11 protein-coding genes are annotated in these 16,551 nt (G+C 56.5%); 7 read left to right on the top strand and 4 right to left on the bottom strand.

Features of this window, described 5'->3' with window-relative positions; all coding sequences use genetic code 11:
* The first annotated feature begins 150 nt into the window (after positions 1 to 150).
* Both LEP6406_RS0220480 and LEP6406_RS0220475 read left to right on the top strand, forming a co-directional pair.
* Positions 151 to 1,728 (top strand): NAD(P)H-quinone oxidoreductase subunit 4, encoded by a 1,578-nt coding sequence (locus LEP6406_RS0220480; RefSeq protein WP_008312657.1) that lies wholly within the window; start codon positions 151 to 153, stop codon positions 1,726 to 1,728.
* A 503-nt stretch (positions 1,729 to 2,231) separates the two neighbouring features.
* Complete coding sequence (locus LEP6406_RS0220475) at positions 2,232 to 2,642, top strand: GNAT family N-acetyltransferase (RefSeq protein ID WP_202807544.1); 411 nt, start codon at positions 2,232 to 2,234, stop codon at positions 2,640 to 2,642.
* On the opposite strand, the gene LEP6406_RS0220470 is transcribed toward LEP6406_RS0220475, so the two are convergent.
* On the bottom strand, positions 2,635 to 3,102 hold the full coding sequence (locus LEP6406_RS0220470; protein ID WP_036028637.1) for a hypothetical protein: 468 nt from the start codon (positions 3,100 to 3,102) through the stop codon (positions 2,635 to 2,637). The genes LEP6406_RS0220475 and LEP6406_RS0220470 overlap by 8 nt on opposite strands.
* 103 nt (positions 3,103 to 3,205) lie before the next feature.
* Positions 3,206 to 4,405: a site-2 protease family protein gene (locus LEP6406_RS0220465; protein WP_008312650.1), complete on the bottom strand. Its 1,200-nt coding sequence runs from the start codon at positions 4,403 to 4,405 to the stop codon at positions 3,206 to 3,208.
* 209 nt (positions 4,406 to 4,614) lie between these two features.
* Between LEP6406_RS0220465 and glgX the strand changes: the two genes are divergently transcribed.
* The 3 genes from glgX to radC all read left to right on the top strand — a co-directional run bounded on the left by glgX (position 4,615) and on the right by radC (position 9,264).
* Entirely contained in the window at positions 4,615 to 6,759 is a 2,145-nt protein-coding gene (glgX, locus tag LEP6406_RS0220460; RefSeq protein WP_008312648.1) for a glycogen debranching protein GlgX, read from the top strand.
* A 38-nt stretch (positions 6,760 to 6,797) separates the two neighbouring features.
* Positions 6,798 to 8,246 carry a pyridoxal phosphate-dependent decarboxylase family protein gene (locus LEP6406_RS0220455; protein ID WP_008312647.1) on the top strand — a complete coding sequence of 483 codons (1,449 nt, stop codon included), beginning with the start codon at positions 6,798 to 6,800 and terminating at the stop codon, positions 8,244 to 8,246.
* A 277-nt stretch (positions 8,247 to 8,523) separates the two neighbouring features.
* A complete protein-coding gene (gene radC, locus LEP6406_RS0220450; RefSeq protein ID WP_008312644.1) occupies positions 8,524 to 9,264 on the top strand; it encodes a RadC family protein in 741 nt (246 codons plus the stop codon).
* Between the two features lie 52 nt (positions 9,265 to 9,316).
* On the opposite strand, the gene LEP6406_RS34470 is transcribed toward radC, so the two are convergent.
* Both LEP6406_RS34470 and LEP6406_RS30585 read right to left on the bottom strand, forming a co-directional pair.
* Positions 9,317 to 9,787, bottom strand: coding sequence for a c-type cytochrome (locus LEP6406_RS34470; protein WP_008312642.1), 471 nt, complete (start codon positions 9,785 to 9,787; stop codon positions 9,317 to 9,319).
* An 11-nt stretch (positions 9,788 to 9,798) separates the two neighbouring features.
* Entirely contained in the window at positions 9,799 to 13,944 is a 4,146-nt protein-coding gene (locus LEP6406_RS30585) for an EAL domain-containing protein (RefSeq protein WP_008312640.1), read from the bottom strand.
* 569 nt (positions 13,945 to 14,513) lie between these two features.
* On the opposite strand from LEP6406_RS30585, the gene LEP6406_RS0220435 reads away from it, so the two are divergent.
* Together LEP6406_RS0220435 and LEP6406_RS0220430 are read left to right on the top strand one after the other, a co-directional pair.
* The gene (locus LEP6406_RS0220435) at positions 14,514 to 15,605 is read left to right on the top strand and encodes a D-alanine--D-alanine ligase family protein (protein WP_008312638.1); all 1,092 of its coding nucleotides are present in this window, start codon (positions 14,514 to 14,516) and stop codon (positions 15,603 to 15,605) included.
* A gap of 244 nt (positions 15,606 to 15,849) precedes the next feature.
* Positions 15,850 to 16,551 (top strand): IS4 family transposase (locus tag LEP6406_RS0220430; protein WP_027269308.1); only part of this gene is annotated, 702 nt, incomplete at its 3' end.

Here is a 16,551-nt window from a genome sequence, read left to right as displayed (position 1 = left end):
TTCTTTTTTGGGACTGCGGAGTAAAGTGCCCTGAGCGGAGTCGAAGGGTACTTTACCGCCCCGTCATTCATTCATAGTCATAGTTTTGCGTTTTGCGATCGCGCTGACACCTGTTGCTCCATTCAAAAACTGCTGATATCAGCCACCGTTATGGAACTTGATCAATTTCCTTGGCTAACAGTTACCACCCTGTTGCCGATCACAGCGGCCCTTGCGATCCCCTTCATTCCGGATCAGAACGGGCGCACCGTGCGGTGGTACGCCCTGATTGTGGGCCTAATTGATTTTGTCCTCCTCGTCATCGGCTTCACCCAAAGCTATGACCTGAATGGGTCCGGGCTTCAGATGGTAGAGAGCTACACCTGGGTCTCCCAACTGGATCTGAAATGGACCGTGGGGGCCGACGGCCTCTCCATGCCCCTGATCCTGCTGACGGGCTTCATCAGTACCCTGGCCATCCTGGCCTCCTGGCCCGTTACCCTCAAGCCGCGCCTGTTCTACTTCCTAATCCTGGCCATGTACAGCGGTCAGTTGGGGGTATTTGCCGTCCAAGATATGCTCCTGTTCTTCTTCATGTGGGAACTAGAGCTGATCCCGGTATACCTGCTGCTGTCCATCTGGGGGGGCAAGCGACGGCTCTACGCGGCGACGAAATTCATTCTCTACACCGCTGGGGGCTCTCTATTCATTTTGGTGGCCGCCTTGGCCATGGCCTTCTACGGAGATGACATTACCTTCGACATGCGGGCGTTAGCGGCAAAGGACTACGCCCTTAACTTCCAGCTCTTCATGTACGCCGCATTCCTGATTGCCTATGCGGTGAAGCTGCCCATCTTCCCCCTCCACACCTGGTTGCCGGATGCCCACGGGGAAGCGACCGCCCCAGTCCACATGCTGCTGGCGGGCATTTTGCTAAAAATGGGGGGCTACGCCATCATTCGCATGAACGTAGGGATGCTGCCCGATGCCCATGGGGTCTTTGCCCCGATTCTGATCATCTTTGGCATCATCAACATCATCTACGCCGCCCTCACCTCCTTTGCCCAGCCCAATTTGAAGCGCAAGATTGCCTATTCCTCCATTTCCCACATGGGTTTTGTGATTATTGGCATTGCCTCCTTTACAAACCTGGGCCTGAGTGGTGCGGTGCTACAAATGGTCTCCCACGGGTTGATTGGGGCCAGCCTCTTTTTCCTCGTCGGGGCCACCTACGATCGCACCCATACCCTGATCCTCAAGGAGATGGGGGGCGTAGGCAAAAAGATGCCCAAGATTTTCGCCATGTTCACCGCCTGTTCTATGGCCTCCCTGGCTCTACCGGGGATGAGTGGTTTCGTGGCGGAACTGATGGTGTTTGTGGGCTTTGCCACCAGTGATGCCTACAGCTTTCCCTTCAAGCTGATTGCGGTGCTGTTAATGGCCGTTGGAGTGGTGCTGACCCCCATTTACCTACTGTCCATGCTGCGGGAAATTTTCTATGGGCCAGAAAACAAGGACCTGATCGAGCATGAGGTCTTGGTGGATGCGGAGCCTCGGGAGGTGTTTATCGTCGCCTGTCTGCTGGTGCCCATCATCGGTTTTGGTCTCTATCCCAAGCTCCTGACCCAGGTGTACGATTCCACCACCATCGCCATGACGGACCACCTGCGGGAAAAGGTCTTTGCCACTACGGAGTCGGTAGAGCCTTTGGCCCTATTGCCCCATTTGCAAGCCCCCGAACTACCCTAAATTCTTCCGTAACTCCAGAGCAATTGAGAAAGGGTGCGTCACACCAATTAGTGTGACGCACCCTTTTTGTCTTTTGAATGGGCGTAAAAATTTCGTCACCGATAGGTGAGAAACCCCTAAGGCAATCCTAAATCCTAGGGCTTAGGGCACCGTAAATCAACGGTTGATTTGGGTCCAAAAAGCGCAGAAGATAACCATGGATACGGGCATTGCTTAGGGTGAATCTTGGTGAGTTTTATGGAACTAAAGGACTTCAAGGCTTTTTAGCCAGAGGCTCCAAGAAATTTCAATGCTTACCATTAATCTCGGCCCCGGTCAGTATCCAGAACAACACATAATCAGCCGAGTTCTGTGTAACTTTACAGAGCTACCGGTGATGCGTGAAGGTCGAGGACTGCCCCCATGGGGCCATCGCAACAATCAGGCTGTTGAGACTAACGGATAACGTTCCTATGATCAGGGTGGAGACTGCTACGCTGCCAAGACTTGAGAGTCCTATTTTTGTGGATGTTGTAGACTATGACGCTCACCGGACTGATATTCACTACATTCGTCAATCCGTATTTGTCTGTGAGCAACGGGTTCCGCTTGCCTTTGAGACCGATCGCCTAGACCCCGACTGCCGCCATGTCCTAGCCCGTTGGAATGGCTGGGCGGTCGCTACGGGGAGACTGACGCCGGAGGGGCGCATTGGTCGGGTATCTGTTACCCAGCCCCTGCGACGACGGGGAGTGGGTCGCCAGGTGATGGAGACGCTTCTGGCCACGGCCAAGGCTGAGGGCCACAGCCGGGTTTTCCTCGCTGCCCAGTGTCATGCCATTCCCTTCTACGAAAAGCTGGGATTTCGCACCGAGGGTCGGGTCTATCGGGAAGTGGGCATTGAGCACATCACGATGGGGAAAGTCCTCAGCTAGGGCGTTGTTGCAATAGTCGGACCTGCATGGTCACATAGATGGGAAATTGGTAGTGCTCTGCCAGGAGCCACAGCACCAGGAGGAAATGGGCGGCAAAGGTGATTGCTGCCCAGATCAGGGAAAAGGGCAGTCCAGGGGCAGGAGCCAGGGGTGGAAAGAGATATCCGGCAAGGCTGACTACGCCAGCGGGCAAGCTCAGTAAAAGGGCTGTGGTTATCCAGACTAGGGGGGTTAGGGGCCGTCCCCAGTGGCTGAGGGATTGCCATCGCTGTCCGGTCCAGGTCCAGGTTATGGGTTGGCTGCTATCCACAACCTGCACCTCCTGACGATCTAGATCGGCGGTGAGGATATGGCGACAAAAGTTGCAGGCAAAGGCGTCTATGAGGGTCAGAGCTTGGAGATCGCCCTGGCGACACAGGGGGCAACGGTAGGTGTCGGTGAGGTTTAGAGATCGTTCCACAGTTTCAGAATGCAGCCCAGACGAGCTGTCGTAGGAGGCTACTTTGTACACAGTAGGTTGTAGTAGGGAGCGGAGCGGAGACAGTCATGGGGGAGAGATGTCCCTACTCCATGATGGCCTTGGCCAGGGCCTCTAGCTTGAGACCGGGGGGATATTCTCCTTCCTCTTTGATGTGTTGGATCAGGGCTTCGGAAATGGCCAGATTCATGCGTTGGGCCATGGCCCGCACCACATCTCCCCGGTCAATTACCCCGGCTACGGCGTCGGCGGGGGTGAGCACCGTAATTTGGCTTAGGGTTTCTCCCTCTAGGATATTAATGACCTTTGCCAGGGGGGTGGTTTCTCGCACTGCCGGAATGGTTGTGAGGGGACGGGCAATGGCCTGGAGGGTGAGGCTGTCCCACTGGCTGCGTTCTGCGGCCCGTAGGTCATCTATCAGGACCAAGCCCCGATAGCGCCCGTCGGAGGCGGCGAAGTAGGCTGGTGATCGCTCCGTATTTAGGACGTACTCATCAGCAAATTGTCGCAGGGCCATCTTGGCATCCACGACCCGGAATTCGCGGGATACGGCATCTGCTGCGGTCAGATTGGTCAGGGTTTCCTGGAGGTCTGCCACCCGACTGTAGGCGGCGGCATTGCGAATGGTAAAGCCACCAATTAACACAATCCAGATTAAATCTAGGCTGGGCTGGGCCAGATAGGCTAAGACGCCACAGCCTACGGCTCCCCAGCCTAGAGCTTGGCCGGTGCGAGCGGCCCAGCGGACGCCCTGGATCCGGTTATCGGTGGCTTTCCACACTAATGCCTTGAGGACTTGGCCGCCGTCTAGGGGGAGTCCTGGAATCAGGTTGAATAGGGTCAGAATCAGGTTGATCTGGGCCGCACTCGCCAGTACGGTCTCTGCCATTATGGGCAGGGTGCCAATGGCCAGTAATAGGCTGAGGCTGAGATAAAGGCCAAAGCTGACGAGGGGGCCTGCGATCGCAACTTGAAACGCTTGTCCTGGGGTCTTGGACTCCTTCTCAATAGCGGCGATGCCCCCAAATAGAAATAGGGTTATGGAGTTGACCTGGATGCCCTGAGACTGGGCTACAAGGCTGTGACCTAGTTCATGGAGGAGGACCGACACAAATAACAAAATGGCTAGGGCAAACCCGATGACCCAGGCGTATCCGCCCCAGCTAGATTGCCAATTGGGGTTGTTGCCATAGGCGAAGGTCACCAGCAACAAAATGATGAACCAAGAACTGTCTATGAATAGGGGAATGCCCAAGATTGAGCCAACACGCCAACCAGATTGCATAGGAATTTCAGACTTTAAGAATGCGCTGCTTCTATGATGACCCCTAGGGCCATGGCGCTGCTCTTATCGCTTCAGGATTTCATGGGATTCTTCACATCACTATTCTGCCAGAGCCTAGAACCCGCACCATTTCCCCGTAAAACCCCCTCTAGACATCCCCGCTAAAATCAATATGATCTGTCTACCCCCTTTGGTCCCAGCCTTTGACCATGACGCCTAACCCCTGGCCCGGTTCTGTCCATCCCCTCGGTGCTACGTGGGATGGGGCGGGGACCAACTTTGCCCTTTTCTCAGAAAATGCGACGGCGGTGGAACTGTGCCTATTTGACGACCAGGACCAGGAAACCCGGATGCAGTTGCCGGAGGTGAGCAACTATGTGTGGCATGGTTACCTGCCGGGGATTGGGCCGGGGCAGCGCTATGGCTTCCGCGTCTATGGGGCCTTCACGCCGGAGGATGAAGGCCATCGCTTTAACCCCCACAAGCTGTTGCTGGATCCCTATGCCAATGCGATCGCAGGGGATATTCGCCACGACGAAGCCCTCTTCAGCTATCCCCTAGCGGCGGGTACCGACCCCCATCGCGATCTCGCCTTTTACCCAGCGGATGATGCCACCTTGATTCCCAAATGTGTGGTCATAAACCCCCACTTTGACTGGGGAGAGGATGCCCACCCCCAGACCCCCTGGCACCAAACGGTTATCTACGAAACCCACGTCCGGGGCTTTACCCAGCAGCACCCCGATATTCCTGAAGCACTGCGGGGCACCTACGCCGGATTAGGTCACCCCGCTGCTGTGGCCCACCTGAAATCCTTAGGTATCACCGCTATTGAGCTGTTGCCGGTCCACCACTTCAACGCCGCTCCGGGGCACCTCGCCAACCTTGATTTGCATAACTACTGGGGCTATGACTCCCTGGGCTACTTTGCCCCCTATGGCGGCTACAGCGCCTCCGGCATTGGCGGCGACCAAGTTCGTGAATTTAAGGCCATGGTCAAGGCCCTCCATGCCGAGGGCATCGAGGTGATTTTGGATGTGGTTTATAACCACACCGGAGAAGGCAACCACTTTGGCCCCACCCTCACCTTCCGGGGCATTGACAACGCGGTCTACTATCGCCTAGTGGAGGATCAGCCCCGCTACTATATGGACTTCACGGGCTGCGGCAACTCCCTCAATGTCTGCCACCCCCAAGTGCTGAAACTGATTATGGATAGCCTGCGCTACTGGGTGTTGGAGATGCATGTGGATGGCTTTCGGTTTGATCTGGCTTCGGCCCTGGCCCGAGAACTGTATGAGGTGAATAGCCTTGCCGCCTTCTTTGACATCATCCACCAGGATCCGGTGTTGTCCACCACCAAACTGATTGCCGAACCCTGGGATTTGGGGGAGGGGGGGTATCAGGTGGGGAACTTTCCTCTGCTGTGGTCGGAGTGGAATGGTCAGTATCGAGATACGATGCGGGATTTTTGGCGGGAGGGGCACTGTCGCCTGGGGGATTTTGCCCTGCGCCTGACGGGCAGCCCCGATCTGTACGAGTCCAACGGCAAGCGCCCCCACACCAGTATCAATTTCATTACCTGCCACGATGGCTTTACCCTACGGGATTTGGTTAGCTACAACGAAAAGCATAATGAGGCCAACGGCGAAGATAACCGGGATGGGGAGAGCTACAATCGCTCCTGGAATTGCGGCATTGAGGGGGAGACGGACGATCCCCTAGTGCAGCAACTGCGACTCCGGCAGCAGCGTAATTTCCTCGCTACTCTCCTGCTGTCCCAGGGGGTGCCCATGTTGTTGGGGGGGGATGAGTTTGGCCGCACCCAAGGGGGGAATAACAATACCTATTGCCAAGATAATGAGCTGTCGTGGCTGGACTGGACCTTGCGGGAGTCTCAGGAGCCCCTGTTAACCTTTACCCAGAAAATGCTGGCCTTTCGCAGTGCCCATCCCGTGTTCTGTCGTCGCGACTGGTTTCAGGGGCGCGCCATCCATGGTTCCGACATCAGCGATATTGGTTGGTATGATCCCGAGGGTAATGAGATCGGAGAGGAAGCTTGGCAGGAGGGCATTGCTAAAGCGCTGGGGGTGTTTTTGAATGGGTCCGAAATTCCCAGCCCCGACCTCCAGGGCAATCGCATTATCGATGACTCGTTTCTGCTGTTTTTCAATGCTCAGGAAGAGGCGGTGACCTTTACGGTTGCGGCGATGTTGAGAACCCTTCCCTGGTACCTTGTTCTGGATACCAAGCTGGAGCAGGGATTTTTGGAGGAGCCCAAGGTGCTCCCTGATGACGCCGTGGTGGTGGGGGCGCGATCGCTAGTGCTGCTGCAATATCAGTATCAAGGCTAGCTGTTGCCCCCAGAAAAGCCATATCGAGGAGCCCCGATTTGGACAGAACTGTTTTACCCGCTACCGCTTTTATCGATCCCTCTGGTCACAACCGGGCGGAAATTGAGATCCTGATGCAGCGGGTCAGCCAGCAAATCTTGGATCACCTCAGCGGCGCGGGACTGGAATCCCCTCTCCCCTCCAGCGCCCCGGCCCAGTTTTCTGCCCTCCTCCCCGATCTGCCTGCTGGTACCGAAGTGCTTCTAGAGCAGATTCAGCAGGTGCTGGCCCAGGCTATGAATCCCGCCCATCCTGGCTATCTGGGCCACATGGATCCTTTGCCCAGTACTTTTTCTCTGCTGGGGGATTGGGTGGCAGCGGCTCTGAACAACAACATGCTCAGCGTGGAAATGTCGCCACCCTTTTCCCGATTGGAGCTGTTGCTGCTGCGGGCAATTGCCCAGATGTTTGGCCTGGGTGCCGAGGCGGGGGGATTGCTGGTGAGTGGGGGGAGTCTGGCCAATCTGCAAGCGATCGCGGTGGCCCGCAATGTCAAACTTGGCACTCTGACCACGGGGCTGAGTCAACGGTCCCGGCCTCCGGTTCTCTTTACCTCAGAACTGGCCCACACCTCGATCCGCAAGGCGGCTATGGTGCTGGGGTTGGGAACAGAGGCTGCGATCGCAGTGCCCACCAATGATCAAAACCAGATGGATCCCTTGGCTCTGAAGACGGCCATTGTAAGTGCGATCGCGGCGGGACAAGAGCCCTTTGCCATCGTCGCCACCGCCGGAACCACCGTCACTGGCTCCATTGACCCCCTGCCGGACCTGGCTGCTATCGCCCGCGCCCACGGCCTCTGGTTCCACGTAGATGCCGCCTACGGGGGAGCCCTAGTGTTTTCCCCCCGCCACCGTCATCGCCTCCAAGGCATTGAACAGGCGGATTCCGTTACCTTTAATCCTCAAAAGTGGCTCTACGTCACCAAAACCTGTGCCTCCGTCCTCTTCCGCCAGTTCCAGTACCTCCACCGCCATTTCCAGATTGCCGCTCCCTACATGAACACCGAGGAGGACTGGCCCAACCTGGGGGAACTGACGATTCAGGGCACCCGCCACGTAGATGTCCTGAAGCTGTGGCTCACGCTGCAACATTTTGGCAAGCAGGGCTGCGCCGCCCTTATCGACGCCAGCTACGATCTCACGGCCCATTTCCTCCAAAACCTCCGCCAGCGCCCCTATCTCACCCTCGCCAGCGAACCAGAAATGAATGTGATTTGCTGGCGCGGCTCTCCCCCCGATCTGCCCCGCGATCGCTGGGATGAATGGAACATTGCGCTTCAGCAATATCTCCTCACCCAGGGGAATACCTTCCTCTCTTTGCCCCTCTATCGTCACCAGCGCTGGTTCAAAGCCGTGCTCCTCAACCCCTTCACCACCCCAGCCCACCTAGACGCTTTGTTCTATCACATCGACGCCTTTGCCACTCTACCTAGTGCTGGGGTATAGATCCCTCCTTTGCGGCAGGGCAGATTTTGTGTGACATCTTGCATTGGGCGCGGAAACCGCGCCCCTACGGCGATATTCTGCATTGGGCGCGGAAACCGCGCCCCTACCCCATCACCCCATCACCCCAACACCCCATCACCCCAACACCCCAACACCCCAACACCCCAACACCCCATCACCCCATCACCCCATCACCCCAACACCCCATCACTCCCCCACCCCCTCCTATGAGATAACTAAAAACAGGATGAATTGCTGCTTCAGACCAGGGGTGCTCATGGCGACAACCGAAACCGAATATCGAATGCGGATCACTGACATGCCCGACAGTGAACGCCCCCGCGAACGACTTCTGACCCACGGGGCCAAAAATCTAGCCACCGCTGAGCTGATTGCCATTCTTTTGGGGACGGGCCAGGGTCCGGGTAAGCTCTCCGCCGTGGGGTTGGGGCAGTACATCCTGCAATCCCTGGCAAAGGATCAGCGGGATCCGATGGGTGTCTTGCGGGATGTTTCCGCCCAGGAACTGATGGAAATTCCCGGTGTTGGCCCTGCCAAGGCCACCACCATCCTCGCTGCCTTGGAATTGGGGAAACGGGTGATTCAGGCCCGTCCGCCGGATAAAACCGTTGTCGATGACCCCAGTGTTGCCGCCGCTGCCCTCAGCCATGACCTGATGTGGCAAAGCCAAGAGCGCTTCGCCGTGCTGTTAATGGATGTCAAGCACCGCATCCTGGGTAGCAAGGTGATTACCATCGGCACTGCTACGGAAACTCTGGCCCACCCCCGCGATATTTTCCGGGAAGTGCTGCGCCACGGGGCTACCCGCATCATCATTGCCCACAATCATCCCAGTGGCAATCTTGACCCTAGCCCAGAAGATATTTCCCTGACGAAGCAACTTCTGGAGGCGGCTCAGGTGTTAGGTATTCCCCTACTGGATCATCTCATTCTGGGCAATGGCGACTACCGCAGTCTTCGTCAGACGACCCTCATCTGGGAGAAGTCTACGGATTAACAAAGACAAAGACCTCCGAGGTTTTCAAAACCTCGGAGGTCTTTACCAGTCTCTACCACAGATCATCCTGCGCCTGGTGCCAGACATAGGTGGCAAGGAGATCTATCTCCTCAGGGGTAAAGCGATTGCCATAGGCAGACATGATTCCCTTGCCCTGGGTGATGATGGCCGCGATCGCAGTTTCCGAGTCCACCCCATTGCGGGCTAGGGCATGGGATTTCAGTGTCTTGCCCCGGCGGATGATGTTACCGCCGTGGGCATGGCACCCGGCACAGTTCAGCTCAAAGATTTGGGCAGCACTGGGGGCATCGGGAATTGTTTCCGGGATGGCCTCGGGGATCGCCTCTGCAATCATATTGGGTGCCTTGGGGACCGACTGGCCTTTGGCCATCGTGGTCTCAACCCTCTCCCCAGGAAGAGTCGCCGGAGCCGCCAGAACCGGGCGCATCAACCCCAGCCCCAAGAGTCCCAGAGATAGTCCCAGAGTCAGGCCAACACATAACCATTGCCAAAGAATTTTCATCGTGTCATCTCTTAGGAGGGACAAGTGCCCCCCTGATCATATCCGGGCCAGTATCGCTGGAGATACTGGGTCATCGCTGCCACCGCTAAGGGATGGCTAAACCAGTAGCCCTGCATGTCTCGACAACCTAGATCCTTCAGGCAGTCAAGCTGAGCCTGGGTTTCCACTCCCTCCGCCACCACCATCAACCCCAGTTCCTGCCCAAGAGCGATAATCGCTCGCAGCATGGCGACATCCTGAGCGTTGTGGGGAATTTCATGGACAAAGGTGCGATCAATCTTTAACCCTTGGATGGGCAACCGTTTCAAATAACTGAGGGAAGAAAAGCCGGTGCCAAAGTCATCCATCACAATCGGTGTCCCCAACTGCCGCAGCTCATTCAGAGTGGCAATGGAGGCATCGATATCCAGTAGCGCCGCCGTTTCCGTAATTTCTAACTCCAAGCTCTGGGGAGAAAGATCGTAGTGGTGCAAGAGTTCCGCAATGCGGGACACTAGGGTGCGCTGTTGCAACTGGCGGGCTGAGAGGTTCACCGCCACCCGCAGGGGCGTAAATCCCTGCTGATGCCAGGTATGAAGTTGGGCACAGGCTGTCTGGAGGACCCAGTCCCCAAATTCCACAATCAGCCCCACCTCCTCCGCAACGGAGATAAATTGACTGGGCGGCACCCAGCCCAAACGAGGATTCTCCCATCGCAGTAGGGATTCTACCTGGACGACCTGTCCCGTTGTGAGATTGATCTGGGGTTGAAAAAATAGATGCAGTTCTTGTTTGTCTAGGGCATGATGCAGGTGTTTTTCTAGAACCAGTTGGTGGGTGGCCTCATCGTTGGTAGTGGCGGTGTAGAAGCGGTAGGTATTGCGCCCAGCGCCCTTAGCTCGGTACATGGCAGCGTCGGCATGACGTAGCAAACTGGTCATGTCGGCTCCATCTTGGGGATAGAGGGCAATGCCAATGCTGCTGGTGATGTAGAGTTCCTGATGTTCGATCAGAAAGGCTGGCCTGAGGAGGCTGGCAAGACGCTGGGCAATCTTAGCCGCCTCCTCAGGAGCCTTGAGGTTAGGCAAAATCAGGGTAAACTCGTCCCCACCCCAGCGGGCAATGATGTCTCCCTCCCGCAGGATTTGTTTGAGACGCTGGGTGGCTTGTTGCAACAGCAGATCGCCAATGGCATGACCCAGGGTGTCGTTGATGGTTTTGAATCGATCCAGATCCAGAAACATTACGGCAAGCTGTTGGTGTGTCCGTTGGGCTTGGGCAATGGCCACCGGCAAATACTGGTTGAACAGCATTCGATTGGGCAACCCTGTTAGGGCATCGTGAAAAGCTTGGTGCCGCATTTGGGTTTCTGCTTGCTGGCGTTTGAGGACGCCTCCTAAGCTGGCGGAAATCGCCACCAAAATGGACTCTTCGTTATCAGTCCAGTACCGCTCTTGGCGACAGGCGTCGAAGCCTACATAGCCCCACAGGGTCTGGTCGATGAAAATCGGCACCATCAAAATCGAGAGGATGCCATCCCGCTCTAGCAAGGTCCGTTCTGCTATCGGTAAATGTTTCGACAATGCCCGGATAGACTGACCCGATAGAAAGGTCCGGTACCACCGCTGGAGCCCATGTTCTCGATAGGTCTGGTTTTGCCAGTGGGTCTGTTGAATGCTGGGGGCAATGTCTGTGTGGGTCCATTCGTAGCGCATACTCATGGCGGGTTCCCCGGTGTCGGTGTGGGGGTGGTTGCCGTAGAGGTAGACCCGATCGGCATCGGCAGCCGCCCCCAGGATGGCCAGCATCTGGGGCACGGCGAGCTCAAATTCTGGGGCGGTGAGCAAATGCTGGCTGGCCTGGGCAACCCCCTGCAAGAGGCGATCGCGGCGGTGCAGTTCCACCTCTGCCTGTTTGCGGGCGGTGATGTCCTCCACCGTGCCCTCAAAGCTGATGGGGTGGCCCCGATCGTCGTAGACTACCCGTGCCGATTCTGAGATCCAGATAATACTGCGATCGCGGCGATAGACGCGGGACTCAAAGCCCAGCACCGAGCCCTGCTTCATCATTTGGCGAATAAAGACATCGCGACGGTGGGCATCCACATAGAGCTGGGTTTTAATGTCCGTCAGGCTAGCCATGAGGTCGGCGGGGGAGGCATAGCCGTAGATCTGGGCCAGCATCGGGTTGACGGTTAGGTAGGAGCCTTCTAAGGTGCTTTGGAAAATGCCTTCTACCGCATTTTCAAAAATACTGCGGTATTTGGTCTCCGCCCGCCGTAGGGATACTTCGGCTTGGTAGCGCTCGATGGACAGGGCGATGGCTGCCGCTGCCACCTGCAAAAGCGCCACCTCTGAGCGACTCCAGAGGCGGTCCTCGACACAGTTACTAAAGCCGACGATGCCGTAGAGGGCTCCCTTCACCATCAGGGGCAAGAGCAAAATAGACTTCACTTGGGCTGGAGGAGGGGCCAGAATCTTTTGGAGGTCGGTGGAAAACTGCTTACAGGTTTGGTTAATTACGCCCCCGCTGGAGAGGGTCTGAAACCAGGGCTCAAAGGGGCCTCCCTGGACGAAAAGAGTTGTAAAGGCGGGATCGGTGAGGATGGCTTCGCTCCCTTCCCCAGACCACTTGGCCAATTGCTGTAGGTAGTCCTGATCGGGCAGCAGTTCGTAGAGGTAAACCCGGCTGGCTAGGGTTGCCTGCCCTAGAATCTTGAGCATGGCGATGTAGCGATCGCAGTTCCAGGTGCCATCTAGGGTGAGCAGTTGGCGCTGCACCTCCACTAGAGCGGCTAAGTATTTTTCTCGACGAGCTAGGGCTTGCTGGGCGGCAAGGCGATCGCTGATGTCCTCAATAGTTCCCATCACCCCCATCACCTCTCCGAGGCTATCGTAGATGGGAAATTTGCTGACGCTGACCCAGCGGCGACTGCCATCGGCATAGGGCTGGGATTCAATTACATTCAGATCGGCCTCTCCGGCAGCCATGACCTGAACATCGCGGTGCTGGAAATGGGCTGCTTCTTGGGGGCTATAGAGGGCAATATCGTTGTCGGTGAGACCCAAGATGTCTGTAGGGGAGGCCAGCCCAGCATTTTCGGCGAACATGCGATTGCAGCCGAGATAAACTCCCTGGGTATTTTTCCAAAACACCTGCTGGGGAATGCTGTTGAGCACAAGACGCATCAAGCGTTCGCGATCGCGCAGGGTCTGCTCCACTTCTACGTGGTCGGTCACATCCCGAGTCAGGGCTAAGATCTGTCGCCGCTGGTGCGTAGATTGGCGGGGGAGCAGACAGCTCACGGTTTCAAACCAGCGGTAGTGGCCCTGGCGATGACGCATCCGAAAGCGCACTGTAGAACAGCCGCCTTGACGCAACACCTGACGATAGGCAGGCAACACCCGTGCCTCATCCTCTGGGTGTAGCAATTCCTGAGCAGGGCGTCCTAGCAACGCTTCGGGTTCGTAGCCCAGGAGCAGCCGACAGGCGGGGGACACGTAGCTGTAGATGCCCCGGAGATTGTGGCGAGAAATTAAGTCTCGTGACTGCTCCGCCAGCAAGCGATACTGCTGTTCACTATGGCGTAGGGCAGATTCGGTTCGCTTGAGCTGGACAATGGCTCCCACTTGGGTTGCGATCGCGCTGACCCACTCCACCTGATCCGCATTGGGTTCCCAGGCTTCCCCCTGAAAAAACACCATCACGGCTAGAGTCTGGTTGTCCAGCTTCAGTGGCACCCCCAGCCCTGCGCCCAAATTCAAGGCCAGAGCCGCCTCCGCTCGCAGAAATAGGCTGGTGGGTTGGGCCGCGACATCAGTAATCCATTCTGGCTCCTGACTGGCCCAAACCCGCCCTGGCAACCCCTCCCCCCTAGCAAAGGAAAGGGTCTGGCTCAATTCCCCAAAACTGTTGAGGGCAGAAATCGGGGTGTACCAGATACCACTATGGACCAAGCGATCACCCTGGGGCACTGGTAGCCAAACTTCCCCAAAAATCCACTGGTTATGGGTACAAATTTGCTCAACAATGCATTGCAAAGCCTCCTGAAACCCAGGCGCTTGACTCGCCGCCACCACGATATGTTGCAGATGGTGCAGCAGGGCCAAACTGGCGCTGGTGTTAGGGAAAGGGGACGACAGGGACAACAAGGGACGGGAACTCCGAGGGTCGGCCATGGATAGGTGGGAATCCGATTGCCATTGGAACAGTGACGAAGGTGGGCGGGGCGTCGGAATGATGGGCGTACCACACCTCTATGGTTGTTCGTGCTCCACGCTCCGTCTTCAGAGTAGATTCCAGCAAACCAATGGGAAACTGGGGGGGACCTACCCTAGCAGTGAGGGACAGCAGGTTTTCAGGATTGAGTAGACCGTGGAGAGGGCAACCCCCTGAGCTATAGAACTAACCTGGAACCCGATTGTGGTCAGAGAGATGGCGTAATGCCCGAACCTAGATCCTATGATCCTAGCGAGATGGGGGGCAATCAATGTGCCTGATAATACTAATTGAGTCCTGCCTAATTTTGTCCGGATACTAGGTGGGTTAGGGGAAAAGTGGGGTGGTAGATGCACCCTGATTGTCGCACCCTGGAACTCCGAATGGGATTCCAGGGTTTTTTTTGACCTTGCGGGCTAAGGGACTGGGGATTTGGGAATCTTTCTGATCTCTGGGGCGTAGTCTCTAGGGCCTCAACGTGATAGATATGAGGCTGATCTAGCTCTAGCATCACGGACGGGAGGACCCAATGGCACGGCAGCGAATAGGGGTGTTGTTTGGGGGTTGCTCTGGGGAGCATGAGGTGTCTATCTCCTCAGCTCAGGCAATTGTGGCGGCTCTCCAGCAGGGTCGCAATGCAGAAAAGTATCAGGTCATTCCCGTTTACATTCAAAAGGATGGGGTCTGGCGGTTTGGAGCGGCGGCGGCGATGGTGCTGGCGGCGGGGCAACCTCCCCAGCCCGAGTCTGCGCTAACGGCGACCCCCGATGTGTTGGTTTCTCGCCTACCCGATGGTACCGCTGCTGCTGAGATTGAGGTTTGGTTTCCCGTCCTCCACGGCCCCAATGGTGAAGATGGCACCCTCCAGGGGCTGCTGACTCTGATGCAGGTGCCCTTTGTGGGGTCGGGGGTGCTGGGCTCGGCCCTGGGCATGGACAAGGTGGCGATGAAGATGGCCTTTGCCCAGGCGGGGCTACCCCAGGTCAAGTACCTGCCGGTGTTGCGCTCTGAGGTTTGGTCCAATCCCTGTATTTTTCCTGCCCTGTGCGATCGCATCGAGACCACCCTGGGCTATCCCTGTTTTGTTAAACCCGCCAATCTGGGATCCTCTGTGGGGATTGCAAAAGTGCGATCGCGATCGGAACTAGAGGCCGCCCTCGACAGTGCCGCCAGTTATGACCGCCGCATCATTGTCGAAGCAGGGGTCACCGCCCGAGAGGTGGAATGCGCCGTCCTCGGCAACGATACCCCCAAGGCATCCGTTGTCGGAGAAATTGTCTTCAGCAGCGACTTCTACGACTACGAAACCAAGTACACCGCCGGACAGGCCGATCTGGTCATCCCCGCCGCCCTCCCGGAAGCCATCAGTCGCCAGATCCGCGAGATGGCGGTGGCCGCTGTCCAAGCCGTAGATGCAGCGGGTTTAGCCCGTGTGGATTTTTTCTATGTGGAAGCGACGGGAGAGGTGTTGATCAACGAGATCAACACCCTCCCCGGCTTCACCGCCACCAGTATGTACCCCCGCCTCTGGCAGGCCACAGGGGTCAGCTTTGAAAGTCTCGTCGATCAACTGGTCCAGTTAGCCCTAGAACGCAAGATTATTCTTGAACCTGAGCCCTAGTAGTCTGCCAAGCAAACTTTGCAGGGTTCTCAACTCTTCAAACCCCCAAGAATTGGTTCTTCTGGCTTGAGGCAACCTGGCAAAGTTCCTTTGGTGAACTACTAGTACTGGGCGGCGTAAATACTGTACCTGGTTGACCGACCTTAACGGGTGACAAGGGCACTCAACGTCATACGGTACAGGGTTTTGAGATAATGGAGGGGACAAAAAAAAGGGAGCCTCAGTACAGCTCCCCCAACCAAATATGTTCCCTACATTCTACCAAACTACCCTTCTCACCCATCTCAATGAAAAACAGTACTTGACCTTCCAGTTACTGTTGTTATTGCTACAAGCGCATCGCCAAGTCAAACTCTCCGTCTTAGCCAGCGTCTTTCCTCAGCCCATTCAGTATCAAAGTCGCAAACGGAACTTACAACGCTTTTTAGCCTTACCCCAACTCACGCTCAAGGTGCTGTGGTTTCCACTGCTCAAATATTGGATCCGCCAAGTGGAAACGGGACGGGGCTTGAACCGTGACCAACGCCGTCGTCTGAGAACGCTCAAACACCATAAACACGGCTATTGGATTCTGGCAATGGACCGCACGGAATGGAAAGGGCGAAATATATTCATGGTCAGCGTGGTGTGGGGGACTCATGCTTTACCCGTCTATTGGGAGCGTTTAGGGCGGGCGGGTACGAGTGACCTGAAAACGCAACGGCGACTGCTGAAAGCGGCCCTGTCCTTGTTTAAGTCCTACCCGGTTCTACTGCTGGGTGACCGGGAGTTCCATAGCCCTAAACTGGCGGACTGGTTGGAGCAGCGCGGGGTGTCCTTTGCACTGCGACAGAAAAAGGACTTCCATTTCAAGACCGATACCGATACCGACTATCAAGTCCTCAAAAACGCTGGCTTCAAACCGGGCCAGTCTCGATTTTATGAGGGAGTTTTGTGCAACAAGGGC

It is taken from the genome of Leptolyngbya sp. PCC 6406, from assembly GCF_000332095.2.
Taxonomy (GTDB): Bacteria; Cyanobacteriota; Cyanobacteriia; order Phormidesmidales; family Phormidesmidaceae; genus PCC-6406.
The sequence above is the reverse complement of the archived record's forward strand: the minus strand, read 5'-3'. Positions and strand labels throughout refer to the sequence as shown.